The sequence below is a fragment of the Streptomyces sp. NPDC048191 genome (assembly GCF_040652655.1).
Taxonomy (GTDB): domain Bacteria; phylum Actinomycetota; class Actinomycetes; order Streptomycetales; family Streptomycetaceae; genus Streptomyces.
Genome location: NZ_JBEZMO010000006.1, coordinates 12,201 through 28,069, shown reverse-complemented (window position 1 = coordinate 28,069; position 15,869 = coordinate 12,201). Strand labels below are relative to the sequence as shown.

The 15,869-nt window shown below is 70.5% G+C and carries 11 protein-coding genes; 10 read left to right on the top strand and 1 reads right to left on the bottom strand.

All coding sequences use genetic code 11. The annotated features are described in order from the left end of the window. Window positions 1-6: 6 nt before the first annotated feature. The 6 genes from obgE (at window position 7) to AB0D93_RS12285 (ending at window position 10,066) form a co-directional block, all read left to right on the top strand. Window positions 7-1,455 carry a GTPase ObgE gene (gene obgE, locus AB0D93_RS12310; protein WP_362117350.1) on the top strand — a complete coding sequence of 483 codons (1,449 nt, stop codon included), beginning with the start codon at window positions 7-9 and terminating at the stop codon, window positions 1,453-1,455. Window positions 1,456-1,607: 152 nt separating this feature from the next. Beyond that, on the top strand, window positions 1,608-3,077 hold the full coding sequence (locus tag AB0D93_RS12305; RefSeq protein ID WP_362117347.1) for an FG-GAP-like repeat-containing protein: 1,470 nt from the start codon (window positions 1,608-1,610) through the stop codon (window positions 3,075-3,077). A 358-nt stretch (window positions 3,078-3,435) separates the two neighbouring features. Then, on the top strand, window positions 3,436-4,593 hold the full coding sequence (locus AB0D93_RS12300; protein ID WP_362117344.1) for a hypothetical protein: 1,158 nt from the start codon (window positions 3,436-3,438) through the stop codon (window positions 4,591-4,593). A gap of 219 nt (window positions 4,594-4,812) precedes the next feature. Further along, a complete protein-coding gene (locus AB0D93_RS12295; protein ID WP_362117341.1) occupies window positions 4,813-6,309 on the top strand; it encodes a bifunctional cytidylyltransferase/SDR family oxidoreductase in 1,497 nt (498 codons plus the stop codon). A gap of 135 nt (window positions 6,310-6,444) precedes the next feature. After that, window positions 6,445-8,568, top strand: a complete 2,124-nt coding sequence (locus AB0D93_RS12290) for a hypothetical protein (RefSeq protein ID WP_362117338.1) — start codon at window positions 6,445-6,447, stop codon at window positions 8,566-8,568. Between the two features lie 286 nt (window positions 8,569-8,854). Continuing rightward, entirely contained in the window at window positions 8,855-10,066 is a 1,212-nt protein-coding gene (locus AB0D93_RS12285; protein WP_362117335.1) for a glycosyltransferase, read from the top strand. A 46-nt stretch (window positions 10,067-10,112) separates the two neighbouring features. Here the strand turns inward: AB0D93_RS12285 and AB0D93_RS12280 are convergent, their stop codons facing one another. Then, entirely contained in the window at window positions 10,113-11,510 is a 1,398-nt protein-coding gene (locus AB0D93_RS12280) for a polysaccharide pyruvyl transferase family protein (protein WP_362117332.1), read from the bottom strand. Window positions 11,511-11,773: 263 nt separating this feature from the next. Between AB0D93_RS12280 and proB the strand changes: the two genes are divergently transcribed. From proB to AB0D93_RS12260, 4 genes are all read left to right on the top strand, one after another. After that, window positions 11,774-12,880 (top strand): glutamate 5-kinase, encoded by a 1,107-nt coding sequence (gene proB / locus AB0D93_RS12275; RefSeq protein WP_362118172.1) that lies wholly within the window; start codon window positions 11,774-11,776, stop codon window positions 12,878-12,880. Window positions 12,881-13,046: 166 nt separating this feature from the next. Then, the gene (locus tag AB0D93_RS12270; protein ID WP_362117329.1) at window positions 13,047-13,472 is read left to right on the top strand and encodes a hypothetical protein; all 426 of its coding nucleotides are present in this window, start codon (window positions 13,047-13,049) and stop codon (window positions 13,470-13,472) included. 344 nt (window positions 13,473-13,816) lie between these two features. Then, window positions 13,817-15,103: a glutamate-5-semialdehyde dehydrogenase gene (locus AB0D93_RS12265; protein ID WP_362117326.1), complete on the top strand. Its 1,287-nt coding sequence runs from the start codon at window positions 13,817-13,819 to the stop codon at window positions 15,101-15,103. A 91-nt stretch (window positions 15,104-15,194) separates the two neighbouring features. Next, on the top strand, window positions 15,195-15,794 hold the full coding sequence (locus AB0D93_RS12260; protein WP_362117323.1) for a hypothetical protein: 600 nt from the start codon (window positions 15,195-15,197) through the stop codon (window positions 15,792-15,794). Window positions 15,795-15,869 lie beyond the last annotated feature (75 nt).

Below are 15,869 nucleotides of genomic sequence, written 5' to 3'. Positions count from 1 at the left end.
CCCACCATGACCACCTTCGTGGACCGCGTCGAACTGCACGTCGCCGCGGGTAACGGAGGCCACGGCTGTGCCTCCGTCCACCGCGAGAAGTTCAAGCCGCTCGGCGGCCCGGACGGCGGCAACGGCGGCCGCGGCGGTGACGTCATCCTCACCGTGGACCAGTCGGTCACGACGCTGCTGGAGTACCACCACTCCCCGCACCGCAAGGCCACCAACGGCAAACCCGGCGAGGGCGGCAACCGCTCAGGCAAGGACGGTCAGGACCTGGTCCTGCCGGTGCCGGACGGCACGGTCGTGCTCGACAGGGCGGGCAACGTGCTCGCCGACCTGGTCGGCCACGGCACGTCGTACATCGCCGCGCAGGGCGGCCGTGGCGGCCTCGGCAACGCGGCGCTGGCCTCAGCCCGCCGCAAGGCGCCCGGCTTCGCCCTCCTCGGCGAGCCCGGGGACCTGCACGACATCGTCCTGGAGCTGAAGACCGTCGCCGACGTGGCGCTCGTCGGCTACCCGAGCGCCGGCAAGTCCTCGCTGATCTCCGTGCTCAGCGCGGCCAAGCCGAAGATCGCCGACTATCCCTTCACCACGCTCGTGCCGAACCTCGGTGTGGTGACGGCCGGTTCGACCGTCTACACCATCGCCGACGTGCCGGGTCTGATCCCGGGCGCGAGCCAGGGCAGGGGCCTGGGCCTCGAGTTCCTGCGGCACGTGGAGCGGTGCAGCGTGCTGGTGCACGTGCTGGACACCGCGACCCTGGAGTCCGAGCGCGACCCGGTCTCCGACCTCGACGTCATCGAGGAGGAGCTGCGGCAGTACGGCGGACTGGACAACCGGCCCCGGATCGTCGTCCTGAACAAGGTCGACGTGCCGGACGGCAAGGACCTCGCCGAGATGGTCCGCCCCGACCTGGAGGCCCGCGGCTACCGCGTCTTCGAGGTGTCGGCCGTCGCCCACATCGGGCTGCGCGAGCTGACGTTCGCGCTCGGTGAGCTGGTCGGCAAGGCGCGCGCCGCGAAGCCGAAGGAGGAGGCGACCCGGATCGTCATCCGGCCGAAGGCCGTGGACGACGCCGGCTTCACCGTGACCCGCGAGGAGGTCGGCGGCGAGCCGCTGTTCCGGGTGCGCGGCGAGAAGCCCGAGCGCTGGGTCCGCCAGACCGACTTCAACAACGACGAGGCCGTCGGCTACCTCGCCGACCGGCTCAACCGCCTCGGCGTGGAAGAGCAGTTGATGAAGGCGGGCGCCCGGTCCGGCGACGGTGTCGCCATCGGCCCCGAGGACAACGCGGTCGTCTTCGACTGGGAGCCCACGGTCATGGCCGGTGCGGAGATGCTGGGCCGCCGCGGCGAGGACCACCGCTTCGACGGGGAACGGCCCGCGGCGCAGCGCCGGCGGGACAAGCAGGCCGAGCGGGACGAGGCACTCCGTGAGTACGACGACTTCGACCCGTTCGAGTAGGACGCGGTGCCCGTGACCTCCTGAGTTCTTCTGAACACCGGGAAAACACAGGGTGCACTCAGGGCAACCCTGGCCCGCCCAGGTGAGTCGAACCGTGCGGCGCCGAGATCTCTCGGCGCCGCACTCCTGTCTCCACGACTCCCGGAGCTCACGTGTCCCACCCCCGTCCCCGCCACCGGCGCACCCTGACGATCGCCACCGGCATCGCCCTGGCCGTCGGCGGACTCGCGGTCCCCGCCCACGCGGCCACCGCGTCGGTGCCCAGCAGCAGGCATCTGCACGACGACTTCAACGGTGACGGCTACGCCGACCTCGCCGTCGCCGCGCCCTCGGCGACCGTGGACGGCAAGAAGGGCGCCGGTTACGTCGCCGTCGTGTACGGCTCGCCGAGCGGGCTGAAGACCTCGACCAAGCAGGTCCTCAGCCAGAACAGCGCCGGCGTGCCGGGCGGCGCCGAGACCGATGACGGCTTCGGCAGCGCCGTGTCCACCGCCGACCTCGACCGGGACGGCTACGCCGACCTGGTCGTCGGCGTCGGCGGCGAGGACTCGGCCGCCGGCACCGACGCCGGGCTGATCGAGGTGCTCTGGGGTGGCCCCAACGGGCTGTCCGGCGGAGCGTCCCTGGCCGGCGGGAAGGCGTACGACTCGTTCGGCGGTCCCGGCCATCTGACGGTCGGGGACGTCAACGGGGACGGTGCACCCGATGTCGTCACCGTCGAGAACGCCAAGGACCTGCGGGTGCTCAGCGGGCCGTTCACCCGGACCGGCTCCACCACGCACGGCGCGCAGCTGATCACCGACCCCGGCAACAGCCGTTTCCTGGACCTGGCCACCGGCGATGTGAACGGCGACGGGATCACCGACGTCGTCGGCGCCGTCAACGACGGCGACGAGTGGGACGCCCGCGCGGTCGCCGTCTGGACCGGCACACACAACGGGCTCAACCCGTACACGATGGTGCGGGACAAGAGCGGCTACGCCATGCAGGGCGGCGAGAGTCTCGCCGTCGGTGACGTGAACCGGGACGGCTACGCGGACATCGTGGTGGGCCGGGCGATGGAGGGCGCCGACAGCGATGTGGACACCCCGCTCGCCAAGGGCGGCCGGATCGCCTGGATCCCGGGCACCGCGGCCGGACCCGACGGGACGAAGGCGGTCATCATGAACCAGGACAGCTCCGGTGTCCCGGGCACCGCCGTGCCGGGGTCCCACTTCGGTGCCGCCCTCTCGATCGCGGACATCGACGGCGACGGCTACCGCGACATCGCGGTCGGCGTGTCCGGCGCGAGCAGCGGCGGACGGATCGTCACCCTGCGCGGCACCGCGAACGGCCCCACGGGCACCGGCGCGAAGGCGTTCAGCCAGGACACCGGGGGCGTGCCCGGCGCCGGCGAGTCGGGCGACTCGTTCGGTTCGGCTGTCCGCCTGGTGGACGCCAACCACGACGGCCGGGCCGACCTGGCCGTCGGCGCACCGGGGGAGAACACGAGGGCCGGGGCGGTGTGGGTGCTGCCCGCCACCTCCTCCGGGCTCACCGCGACCGGCTCGTTCAGCTTCGCGAGTGGCACGCTCGGCACGGTGGCGACGGGCGCGCAGCTGGGCTACCGCTTCGGCTCCTGATTCCGCGGCCCGATTCCGATCTGCCGTCAGATCCGTTGTGACGCGGAGGTGTTCCCGCGTCGCAACGGATCTCCTGTTGTCTACTCATTTGTCATGCTCGCGATGGTCGTACAGCAGGCGGACCGTCCGGCCGTGGGAGCTTCGCCCTGTCCGAAGGGGCCATCGCGGCAAGGGAGTCAGCGTATGACCGCCCCGTCGCCCGACCGCCGCCGCTTTCTGACCGCCGGGGCGACCCGCTGCCCGACGGCATCGTGCTGTGGACCGTGGTCCGACCGTCGGTGCGGGCGCCGTGGGACTCAGCGCAGTCCCATGGCGCTCTCAGGTAAGCCTTAGGTAAATCTCTTACCGTCCGGTGACCATGGAGACGGACTGTACGACCCCCGCACCCCTGCCGCCCGGCACCCGCTTGCTGCACATCGGCCCGCACAAGACGGGTACGACCGCCATCCAGGGAGCCCTCTTCGCGGCGAAGGGCCGGCTGCCGGAATGGGGCGTGGAGTTCCCCGCCCACACCCGGCACCCCATGGAAGCCGCGCTCGCCGCCTGCGCCCGGCCCGCGATGATGGGGGACACGGCGCCCACCGGCCGGCACTGGGGGAGGCTGCTGGAGCAGGTGGCCGCCACGGGCGGGCGGACCTCGGTGATCAGCAGCGAGTTCTTCGCCGACGCCGACGGTGACGCGACGATCGCCCGGATCGTGGAGGAGCTGGGCGGTGACCGGGTGCACGTGCTGGTCACGTTGCGACCCCTGGTGAAGATCATGCCCTCGCAGTGGCAGCAGTACGTGCAGAACGGGCTGCGCATGGGGTACGCGGACTGGCTGGAGCACATGCTCCGCAAGCCGCCGTACGAGAAGCCCAACCCCAGTTTCTGGCACCGGCACCGGCACGGTCTGCTGGTCGAGCGCTGGGCGCGGGCCGTCGGTCCCGAGCGGGTCACCGTGGTCGTGGTGGACGACCGTGACCGCGGGGGCCTGCTGCGCACCTTCGAGGCGCTGCTCGGCCTGCCGGAGAATCTCCTCCAGCCCGTCCCGGACACGGCGAATCGCTCTCTTACCCTCGCCGAGACCGAAATGCTGCGCAATCTTAATGTCGAATTCCGCGGCAATGGACTGCCGGACGAGCTGTATTCCCGTCTCGTCCGCGGCGGTGCCGTGCTCCATATGAAGAACGCGTGCTCTCCCGAGCCCGGAGACGTGAAGATCGTGACCCCGTACTGGGCGGCCCGGGCGGCGGCGGAGATCGGCGCCGAATCAGCCGGGCGGATCGCCGCGCTGGGGGTGCGGATCCTCGGTGATCCGGCACTGCTGTCCGCGCTCCCCGGACACCCGGAGCCCGGTCCGGCCGAGCCCCGGATCGCCCCGGAGGTCGCGGCCCGGGCGCTGTACGGAGCCCTCGCCGCCGTGGCCTCGGCGGCGGGTGGCGGGGCGCCCGCGCGAACCGTGCACCAGACGTCGTCGAAGGACCTTCTGCGAGTACTCGGGCACCGCTGTCTGAAACGTCTCGGACGGCGCTGAACGGGCCTGTGCGTTCCCCTGTGACCGAGCTGTGGACCGACCTGTGGACTTACTCACAGCAAATTCACGGGGGTTCGCGGGACCCGTCCCCAATCACCGGGAGTGCAAGGTGAATGACAGGTTGCGCTCACATATGCATGGGATGTCGCTCACCTTGCACTGCGCTTACCTAAAGTGGGAGCATTTCACGGTTCCCTGACGCCCCAAGGTAGGTCATCTGTGTCCCAGCACATAGCCAAGCCCCGAACCACCGCAGTGATCCTGGCCGGTGGCACCGGTCAGCGGGTGGGTCTGTCGATCCCCAAGCAGCTGCTGAAGATCGCCGGCAAGGCAGTCATCGAGCACACCCTGACCACCTTCGAGAAGGCCGACTCGATCGACGACGTCATCGTGCTGATGGCGCCGGGCTACGTCCCGGACGTCGAGAAGATCGTCGCCAAGGCCGGCTTCACCAAGGTGAAGAAGATCATCGAGGGCGGCTCGACGCGGAACGAGACCACCGAGCGCGCCATCTCCGCGCTGGGCGAGGGCCTGGCCGAGGGCGAGGACCGCAACGTCCTCTTCCACGACGCCGTACGCCCCCTGCTCTCGCAGCGCGTCATCGACGACTGCGTGAGCGCGCTGGAGCGTTACGAGGCCGTGGACGTCGCCATCCCGTCGGCGGACACGATCATCGTGACCCGCACCCACGGCCAGGACGGCGAGTTCATCACCGAGATCCCGGACCGTTCCCGGCTGCGCCGCGGCCAGACCCCGCAGGCCTTCAAGCTGTCCACGATCCGCCGCGCCTACGAGGTCGCCGCCGGCGACCCCAACTTCCAGGCCACGGATGACTGTTCCGTCGTGCTCAAGTACCTGCCGGACGTGCCGATCCACGTCGTCGCGGGTGACGAGTACAACATGAAGGTGACGCAGCCGGTCGACGTCTTCATCGCCGACAAGCTGTTCCAGCTCGCCTCCACCGCCGCGCCCGAGCAGGTGAGCGAGGACGCCTACCGCGACCTGCTCACCGGCAGGACGATCGTCATCTTCGGCGGCTCCTACGGCATCGGCAAGGACATCGCCGAACTCGCCGGGTCCTACGGCGCGAACGTCTACGCGCTGGGCCGCTCCACCACCGGCACCCACGTGGAGAACCCGGAGGAGGTCGACGACGCGCTGTCCAAGGCGTACGCGGAGACCGGCCGGATCGACTACGTCGTCAACACCGCGGGCGTGCTGCGCATCGGCAAGCTCGCCGAGACCGACAACGCCACCATCGAGGAAGCGCTGAAGGTCAACTACCTGGCCCCGGTGCAGATCGCCCGTTCCAGCTACAAGTACCTCGCCGAGACCAAGGGCCAGCTGCTGCTCTACACCTCCAGCAGCTACACCCGCGGCCGCGCCGAGTACTCGCTGTACTCCTCCACCAAGGCCGCCATGGTGAACCTCACCCAGGCGCTGTCCGACGAGTGGGCCGGCGACGGCATCCGCGTCAACTGCATCAACCCGGAGCGCACCGCCACCCCGATGCGGACCAAGGCCTTCGGACAGGAGCCCGCGGGCTCGCTGCTCTCCTCCGAGGCCGTGGCCCGTACCTCGCTGGACGTGCTGCTGTCGGAGCTGACCGGCCACGTCATCGACGTCCGTCAGCAGGACCCGACGGCGGGCGCGGCCAAGGCCTCCGGGTTCGAGCAGGCGCTGGCCACTGTTCTGGACCGCCAGGACGGCGTGTAATAATTCGTCAATAGCTTTTAGGAATTTCAGGCCTCTGTTGTCGCTCATTCACCGGGCGTTAGCAGAGGCCTGAATCCGTACATCCCCCGCATTAATGAATAAAACCGGCACTCCCCTCCCAGAGCAGGTTTCCCCGTGATATCCACCGCTATTCGCGTCGCCCGGGTGGGCAGCGCGGCCGAGCTGGCCGCGGCGGCCCTCATGATCCTGGGCTTCCCCGCGCTCATGCTGGCCGCGCTCGTCCCGAGCGTGCCCGCCTTCGCGGCCCTGGCCGCCGTGACGTACCTGGCGGATCACTATCTGCACCGCAAGGGCAGCTACCTGATCAACCGCCTCAGCAAGATCCGGGCAGGTCTGTCGATCCGCTTCCTGATCCGGCAGCTGCTGCTGATCCTGCTGCTGGCCCGCCTCTCGCACGCGGACGACCTGATCTTCTACGGCGCCGTCGCCTGCTTCATCGCGTTCTACGGCCTCCAGGCCCCGCACGGCGCGCTGGTCACCCTCATCCGCAACCGCCGCCGGATGCCGGTCGCCACCCGCAACATCGACCTGAAGTCCCGTATCCGCATCCCGGACGCCCCGCCGCGCCGGCTGCTGCACCGCAGCGCGGAGAAGATGCTCCACCTGGACCTGTTCGCGGTGATCGGCATCCTGGTCTCCGCCGAGCTGGACTCCTCCACCGCCGCGGGTTACGCCGGCATCTGCCTCACCGTCGGCCTCGGCGTCCTGTACGTGCTCGTGCTCGTGCCGTACGTGCGCGGCCGGAAGATCCCGCCGAGGGCCGACGTGGTCCTCGCCGCCGTCGACGACTGGCTGGCCGCCTACCGGCCGGAGACGGTCCTGTACTTCTCCGGCTCCAAGGACTCCGCGTACCAGGTCAACATGTGGCTGGAGACGATGGAGCAGCTGGACACCCGGCCGCTGATCATCCTCCGCGAGCGCGCCATCCTGAACAGCCTCGCGCCGACCACGGTCCCCGTCATCTGCGTGCCCGGAGGGGTGCACCTGATGAACCTGGACCTGACGACCGTGCGCGTGGCCCTGTACGCGGCCAACGTCGGCAAGAACATCCACCTGCTGCGCGTCCCCACCATGAAGCACGTCTTCATCGGCCACGGTGACAGCGACAAGCTGGCGAGCGTCAACCCGTACAGCAAGGTCTACGACGAGGTGTGGACCGCCGGCCGCGCCGGCCGCGACCGCTACGCCATCGCCGACGTCGGCATCCGCGACGACGACATCGTGGAGGTCGGCCGCCCGCAGCTCGCGCCCATCCAGGGCTGGCAGGGCGTGCCCGAGGACCGCATGCCGACGGTTCTCTACGCGCCCACCTGGGAGGGCTGGGACGGCAACCCGGGCAACACCTCGATCGTGCTGGCCGGCGTGAACATCGTGAAGAAGCTGATCACGGCCGACCCGCCGGTCCGCGTCCTGTACAAGCCGCACCCGTTCACCGGCACCGTCAGCAAGGAGGCGGGCGCCGCGCACCGGCGGATCACCGCCCTGGTCGAGAAGGCCGCCGCCGAGCGCGCCGCCGACCCCCGCTTCACCGCGGACGCGGCCGCCATGGACCGGGCGAAGGCCGAGCTGAGCCGGATCGAGGCCCGCCTCGCCCAGCTGACCGCGGCCGGCGGGGACAAGGGCGACGAGGCCGAGGCCACCCGTGACGGCGTCGTCGACGTGGCCAAGCACGAGGAGATCGCCCGGCTGCGCGCCGAGTGGAACACCGCCTACTGGCGGTCCTTCCCGTCGTACGAGCACCGCGTCATCACGGGCGCCGAGCCGCGCCTGTACGACTGCTTCAACGTCTCCGACGCGATGGTCTCCGACATCTCCTCCGTGGTCTCCGACTTCATCGCGAGCGGCAAGCCGTACGCGGTCACCGACTCCGCCGAGCTCGGTCCCGAGGAGTTCAAGCGGCAGAACACGGCGGTGCGTGCCGCGGTGATCCTCTCCAACGACGCGGGCCAGCTGGGCGGCCTGCTGGACGCCGTGCGCGATCCGTCCGCCGACACGCTGCTGGACGCCCGCAAGGAGCTCAAGCAGTACCTGCTGGGCCCGGACGAGCCGAGGTCCATCGACCAGTTCAACACCGCGGTGGCCGACCTGGGCCTCAAGGCCGAGGCCCGCAACGTCGGCCAGCAGTCCCGGCTGGGTGCCGCGAACGCGGACCCCGCCGAGGCGGCCGAGCTGACCAACGCGGTGCCCGGTCCGCGCACCACGCCCGCCGGTGACCAGGACGGTGTGAACGCGGGCTGACCCGAACCGTCACGAGGGGCCGGCCCCGGGATCGCTCCCGGGGCCGGCCCCTGTCGTCGCCCGGATCCGTTGTTCAGGTTTCTTACCGGGTGCTCTTACCCCTGCCGCCCGCCGAAGGTGAGCAGCTCTTACCGACCCTACGTACTGTCGGGTGAACACCCCACCCCGTGTGACGTGCACCACTGATTGCCGGGTGCAGGGCAACCGCTCTCACCCTGAGGTCGTCTAACAAGTTGCCATTAAGGCGATACGGGGGAAATGTTCTTTTGGTAAGTAAGGGGGAAGTGTGACCGTCGTGCCGCAGCCTGATGTGAGCGTGATCATCGGGGCGTACGAAGCGATGCCGTACCTGGTCGAGTGCCTGGCGTCCGTCGAGGCCCAGACCATCGACCCGGCACGCCTGGAGGTCATCGCGGTCGACGACGGTTCGACGGACGGCACCGGCGAGTACCTGGAGGAGTTCGCCGCCCGCGCTCCCATGCACGTCACCGTCATCCGCCAGGAGAATTCCGGCGGCCCCAGCGGCCCCCGCAACGTCGGCCTCGGCAAGGCGGCCGGGCGGTACGTGTTCTTCCTGGACGCCGACGACCGGCTCGGCCCCGAGGCCCTTCAGCGCATGGTCGCCATCGCCGACGAGAACGGCACCGACGTGGTGCTCGGCAAGGTCGAGGGCGTCAACCGCATCCCGCCGAAGTCCATGTGGGGCAAGACCCTCGGCCGTACCGACGTCTTCTCCTCCAACATCAAGTTCACGCTGAGCGCGCAGAAGCTGTTCCGCCGTGAGCTGCTGGACCGGCACGGCATGCGGTTCGACGAGTCGCTGTTCACCGGCGAGGACGCCCTGTTCACCATGGAGGCGTACCTGCGCGCGGACGGCGTCTCCGTCGTCGCCGACTACCCCTGCTACTACCTGGTCGGCCGCGACGACGGCAAGCACGTGACCAAGAGCGGCAGCTACACCCTGCGCTTCGACTCGGCGCGCGCCCTGATGAAGCTCATCGACGAGATGGTCCCGGCCGGCGACAAGCGTGACCTGCTCATGGTCCGGCCCTTCCTCATCACCCTCCTGCCGCAGTTCGGGCCGAAGTTCCTCAAGGACAGCGACAAGGTCCGCCGGCACAAGCTGGAGCTGGCCAAGCCGCTCATGGACGCCTACTGGACGCCGGGAGTGGCCCGGCGGCTGAAGGTGCACGAGCGGCTGCGACTGCACCTGGTCGCCCTGCAGCGGTCCGATCTGCTGCTGGACGTCGTGGAGTTCGTCAAGGCGAAGAAGCAGGCCGGCGCGATCCTGGAGAAGCGCGGCACCCGCGTCTATCTCGCCTACCCGCACTTCCGGTCCAGGACGGTCGGCGTCCCCGACGACATCTACCTCGCCGAGCCCCGTGAGGCCCGCGCCGTCCACGGCTACCGCGAGGCCGCTGCCAACTCCTTCCTGCGCCGGGCACTGCGCAAGGTGCGGCGGATGCTCTCGGCGAAGGACTTCAAGGCGGTGGCCTGAGCGACGCCGGGCGGGCGGGCCCGGGCGTCACTCAGGCTTGGGCCCGCTACTGCTTGCCCGGCTGCAGCGCCCGCCGCAGCGGCCGGCCCACCACCCGTCGGGCACGCCGGTAGACGGAGGCGGTCGGCGCCGGGGCCGTGCCCTGCGCCTTGCGCGACCGGGCGAGCTCCTTGCGCAACTTCGCGTTGTCCTCGCTCAGTTCGCTGACCCGGGTGTGCAGCCAGCCGAACCGGCTGCTGAGCGAGGCGAGGTCGGTGTCGTTCCACGGCCGGATGCCCGGCGGGAAGGACAGCGAGCGCATCCGCTCCTCGAATGCGGCACCGCCGTCGCCGTGCGTGAAGGTGTTCGACAACCCGTTCTTGTCCAGGAACCCGACGAACCGGTCGAAGCGCTCCCGGTGACGGCCGACCAGACCGCCGAGGTCCGCCTCCTCGTACAGCCGCGCGGGGTCCGCCGCCTGCGGGTCCTTCACGGCCCTGTCCAGGCGCAGGTGCGGGATCTCGAAGTAGCGGCACAGCTCCAGCGTCCGCGAGTCGCCGCACAGCACGGTCGCCGGCGTCCCCGCCAGCAGTGCGGCGATGTTCCCGTGGATCCGGGAGCCGAAGGAGAAGTCGAAGCCGCGCAGATCGTCGATCCAGGTGACCGGGTCGACGTACACACGGACCTTGTCCTCCCGGTACATCGGGTGGTCCGGGTGCGTCGGCATCGCGGTCACCAGGGAGTTGGGGTCCGTCAGGTCCCGCCAGTGCAGCTGCCGTGCGTCGCTGAGGTTCTGGCCGATGAACCGCAGATGCGGATAGCGCGCGTGGGCAGGGCCGATGATCCGGTCCAGGCCCTGCTTGTGCACCGCGCTGTGCGAACCGTTGACCGCGATCCGCGACTCGGCGGTCAGGCCGGGCACCCGCTTGCGGACGTCGAGCGCGGAGCCGTACAGGAACATCGACGGGCAGCCGATGACCTCCACGTCACGGAAGCCCATGTCCCGCAGGTACTGCTCGGTGAACTCGCCGCGCACCCCGATCGACGCACTGCGCTCCAGCACCGCCGCGCAGAACTCGCGCACGGACTGCTCCATCGGCTTCAGCCGGGCCGGGTCGTAACCCACCCCGGTCTGCGCGCCGACGCCCAGTACCACGACGGGGATCCGGAGCTTGCCGATCAGCCGGGTCAGCCGGTTGAGCTGACGCTCGAAGGACGGCCGGAACGCGTTGGCCAGCGGCACGACGAAGGCGTCGTACTCCTCGTTGATGCGGGCGGCCGCGGCCAGGTCCGTGCCGGTGCCGTTGGAGACGACCTCGGTGTCCGGTGTCTCGAGGATCTTGTGCGCCGCGTCGCTGAAGATCAGGTTGCCCGAGTTGGTGGCGATGACGTCCCGGTGCAGGGCCTCCTCGACGGACAGGACGTCGTACGGGCTCTTGCCCGATCTCAGCAGAATGCGCTTCACAGGGCGATTAGGTGACACAAAATTCAACTTATGTTTGTGACAGCTTTAATTTCTATGCGGAACCAGTACAACCTTTTTGCCATACGCACATGGTGAGCGAACGACTACGCAGCGCCTGTCCGGAGGCTGGACCGGTGGGCGCGGACCGATCCACTTCGCGTAGATTGCCGCACAGGCGGCCGGAACCGCGCGCGGGGCCGCGAGCGGGTGCAAGAGGGCACAAGAGGGGAACAGAGGGCAAGGTGGCAAGGCTGAGGAAGGCCGTGGGCGAGGCCCGCAGGATCGTCGTCAAGGTGGGCTCCTCGTCACTGACCACCGCGGCCGGCGGACTGGACGCCGACCGCGTCGACGCGCTGGTCGACGTGCTGGCCAAGAGCCGCAGCGGGGGAGAGCGGGAGGTCGTCCTCGTCTCCTCCGGCGCCATCGCCGCAGGCCTGGCCCCGCTCGGACTGCGCCGCCGGCCGAAGGACCTGGCCCGCCAGCAGGCCGCCGCCAGCGTCGGCCAGGGCCTGCTCGTCGCCCGCTACACCGCCTCGTTCGCCCGCTACGGCGTCCGGGTCGGCCAAGTCCTGCTCACCTCCGACGACATGAGCCGCCGCGCCCACCACCGCAACGCCTCCCGCACCCTCGACAAGCTCCTCGCGATGGGCGCCTTCCCGATCGTGAACGAGAACGACACCGTCGCCACCGACGAGATCCGCTTCGGCGACAACGACCGCCTCGCCGCCCTCGTCGCCCACCTCGTCCATGCCGACCTCCTCGTGCTCCTCTCCGACGTCGACGGCGTCTACGACGGCGACCCCAGCAAGCCCGGCACCTCCCGGATAGCGGAAGTGAAGGGGCCGGAGGACCTCGCGGGGGTGGAGATCGGCAGCGCGGGCAAGGCCGGCGTCGGCACCGGCGGGATGGTCACCAAGGTCGAGGCCGCCCGGATCGCCGCCGCCGCCGGCATCCCCGTGGTCCTCACCAGCGCCGTGCACGCGGCGGAGGCCCTGAGTGGCGGCGACACCGGCACCTACTTCCACCCCGCCGGCAAGCGGTCCGCCGACCGGCTCCTGTGGCTCCAGCACGCCTCCACCCCGCAGGGCGCGCTGATCCTGGACGACGGGGCGGTGGACGCCGTGGTCAAGCGGCGCACGTCGCTGCTGCCCGCCGGAATCGCCGCCGTGGAGGGCGAGTTCAGCGCCGGTGACCCCGTCGAACTGCGCGACACGGCGGGTCGTGCGGTGGCCCGGGGGCTCGTCAACTTCGACGCCAAGGAGATCCCCCGGCTGATCGGGCGTTCGACCCGTGAGCTGGCCCGGGATCTCGGCCCGGCGTACGAGCGCGAGGTCGTACACAGGGACGACCTGGTGCTCCTGCACGCGTGACACTCGCAAAACCGCTCGTAAGCGGGTCGTGGGGAACGCCCCCGGCGGGGGACGTTCCGTAAAACCACCACGCGGAGCCCGACGGCCTGCTCAACTTTGTCTTCGGGACTGTTACCGGAACACGTTCCGTCGAGGGCCGAGCGAGCCAAGCGTGAAGGAGGCCGTGGTGAGACGAGCGCGCCCTGGGGCGACGTCGCGCGGCGCTCTGACGAGCGTCGCGGCCGGGGACGCCTACGAGGAGCCCAGGGACCTGCCCCGGCTCTGGCACGTCACCCTCAGCGTCTCCGGCAAGCAGGTCCCCCTGCCGGAACTGCGGCGGGCCCTGGAACAACTGGCCCACGACCACCCCTTCCTGCTGACCAGCAGATACGCCACCGACCACGCCGAGATCCGGTACTGGGAAGAGGCCCGCGACCTGCACGACGCCGCCGCCGTCGCCCTGCGCCTGTGGGGCGAACACCGGCAGAGCGCCGGCCTTCCGCCCTGGGAGATCGTCGGCCTGGAGGTCATCGACCGCGAGACGTACCACCACCGCATCGCCGAGGGCTACGGCCCGGCACCGGCCACGCCGGTGGGGGTGCATCCGTTCTGAGCCGGGGGCCGCGCCCGGCCCAGGGGGGCGGCCGGGCTGGGGTGCGCCGGTGCGCGCGGGAACGGTGGGCCGGAACGCACGGCGTGAGCGGCATGCCGTGTGCGGGACGCCCTGTGCGGGGGACCGCGTCGTGGTGAGCGGGGCCGCGGCGAGCGGGCCGGGCCGGCGCGGCGTGTGCGGCGGGCTGGGCGGACGCGCCGGGTCGACGGGCTCGGGCCGGGAGGGCCTGGCCGGGCGGGCTCGTGGCGTGGGCCCGCGCCGGGGTGGCGGTTCACCCCTTTTGCGGTGTCTCGCCGTATGGGACACCAGCTGAACCGTCCCGCGCGGCGCACTACCCTTCCCCCATGACCACGCTCTCGCCGTACGACTCCATGTCCCCGGTCACCCAGGCCGCCTACCGGGCCAAGGCCGCCGCGGCCGACCTCGCGCCGCTCCCGCGCGCTGAGAAGGACGACGCGCTGCTCGCCATCGCCGACGCCCTGGAGGTCCGGACCAGCGAGATCGTCGAGGCCAACGCCAAGGACGTCGCCAAGGCCCGGGAGAACGGCACCAGCGAGGCCATCGTCGACCGGCTCACCCTCACCCCCGAGCGGGTCCGCGCCATCGCCGCGGACGTCCGTGACGTGGCCAAGCTGCCCGACCCGGTCGGTGAGATCGTCCGTGGCTCCACCCTCCCCAACGGCATCGACCTGCGCCAGGTCCGCGTCCCGCTCGGCGTCGTCGGCATCATCTACGAGGCCCGCCCGAACGTCACCGTGGACGCCGCCGCCCTCTGCCTGAAGTCCGGCAATGCCGTGCTGCTGCGCGGCTCCGCCTCCGCCTACGAGTCCAACACCGCCCTCGTCCGCGTCATCCGGGACGCCGTCGGCGGCTCCGGGCTGCCCGCCGACGCCGTCCAGCTGGTGCCCGGCGAGAGCCGCGAGTCCGTACGCGAGCTGATGCGGGCCCGGGGGCTCGTCGACGTCCTCATCCCGCGCGGCGGCGCCTCCCTGATCCAGACCGTGGTCAACGAGTCCACCGTCCCGGTGATCGAGACCGGCACCGGCAACTGCCACGTCTACGTCGACGCGGCCGCCGACATCGACATGGCGATCGACATCCTGATCAACTCCAAGGCCCAGCGGGTCAGCGTCTGCAACGCCGCCGAGACCCTCCTCGTCCACCAGGACATCGCCCCCGAGTTCCTGCCGCGCGCCCTCGACGCCCTCGCCGCGGCCGGCGTCACCGTGCACGCCGACGAACGCGTGATGGCCTACGCCAAGGACTCCAAGGCGACCGTCGTGGAGGCCGTGGCCGAGGACTGGGAGACCGAGTACCTCTCGTACGACATCGCCGCCGCCGTCGTGGACTCCCTCGACAAGGCCGTCGAGCACATCCGGCTGTGGACCTCCGGCCACACCGAGGCGATCGTCACCACCTCCCAGCAGGCCGCCCGCCGCTTCACCCAGCTGGTCGACTCCACCACCGTCGCCGTGAACGCCTCGACCCGCTTCACCGACGGCGGCCAGTTCGGCTTCGGCGCCGAGATCGGCATCTCCACCCAGAAGCTGCACGCCCGCGGCCCGATGGGACTGCCGGAGCTGACCAGCACGAAGTACATCGTCACCGGCGACGGCCACGTGCGCCCCTGAGGATCACCTGTTCGGTCCCGCGTCCCGAAGATGGCGGGCGGCCGAAACGGTGTCTCTTCAGTCAGACGAATTTCCATACCGTCTGCCCAAATTGACCCCCCAGGTCTACTCTGGATGCGTGCCGGAGGACGTGGGGGGCACGCCGTTCCCTGACGGCTGGGAGCCCGACGACGACCACGACCACGGGGTGTCGGACGAAGAGTTCGCCTCCGTGGTCTTCGACGAGGCCTTCGTGCAGGCGGCCACGGTCCATGAGCCGACCGCCGTCGAGCGCCTCCTGGCCGCCGCGCAGGCCAGAGCCGAGGCCTCCGAGGCGGAGGCCCGTCGCGCTCACGCCCGAAGCGAGCACTACGACGACAAGTACTCACCCGAGGGGACCGATCTCGGCCAAGATCGGGACGAGGACGAACTGGAGGACACCTACGTCCTCGACGACCGTCACGGCCCCTTCGGTGCCTACGGCCGACAGGTCCGCTGGCACCGGCCCGTGGCCTGGGTGCTCGCCGTCGTGATGGGCATAGGCATGGTCGCCCTGGCCTTCGCCGCCGTCTACCGGGGCGGCTCGGCCGGCACCCGCGACGGGGTCCCCACGCCCGCCCGGACCGGCCTGGAACAGGGCAGCGCCGCCGCGCCCTCCGCCTCCGCCGAGTTCTCCCAGCCGGCGGCCTCGGCCACCCCGCGCACCCCCTGAACTCCCGGCCCCGCTCTTGGTGAGCACCTGTCAGAAGTTGTCGCGTAGCAGGGCGTTTACCCAGGGCTCGCGAGA

Coding starts and splice junctions, on each gene's coding strand:
- obgE (WP_362117350.1), top strand. CDS start 7: ATGACCACCTTCGTGGACCGCGTCGAACTGCACGTCGCCGCGGGTAAC.
- AB0D93_RS12300 (WP_362117344.1), top strand. CDS start 3,436: ATGGAGACGGACTGTACGACCCCCGCACCCCTGCCGCCCGGCACCCGC.
- AB0D93_RS12265 (WP_362117326.1), top strand. CDS start 13,817: ATGACCACGCTCTCGCCGTACGACTCCATGTCCCCGGTCACCCAGGCC.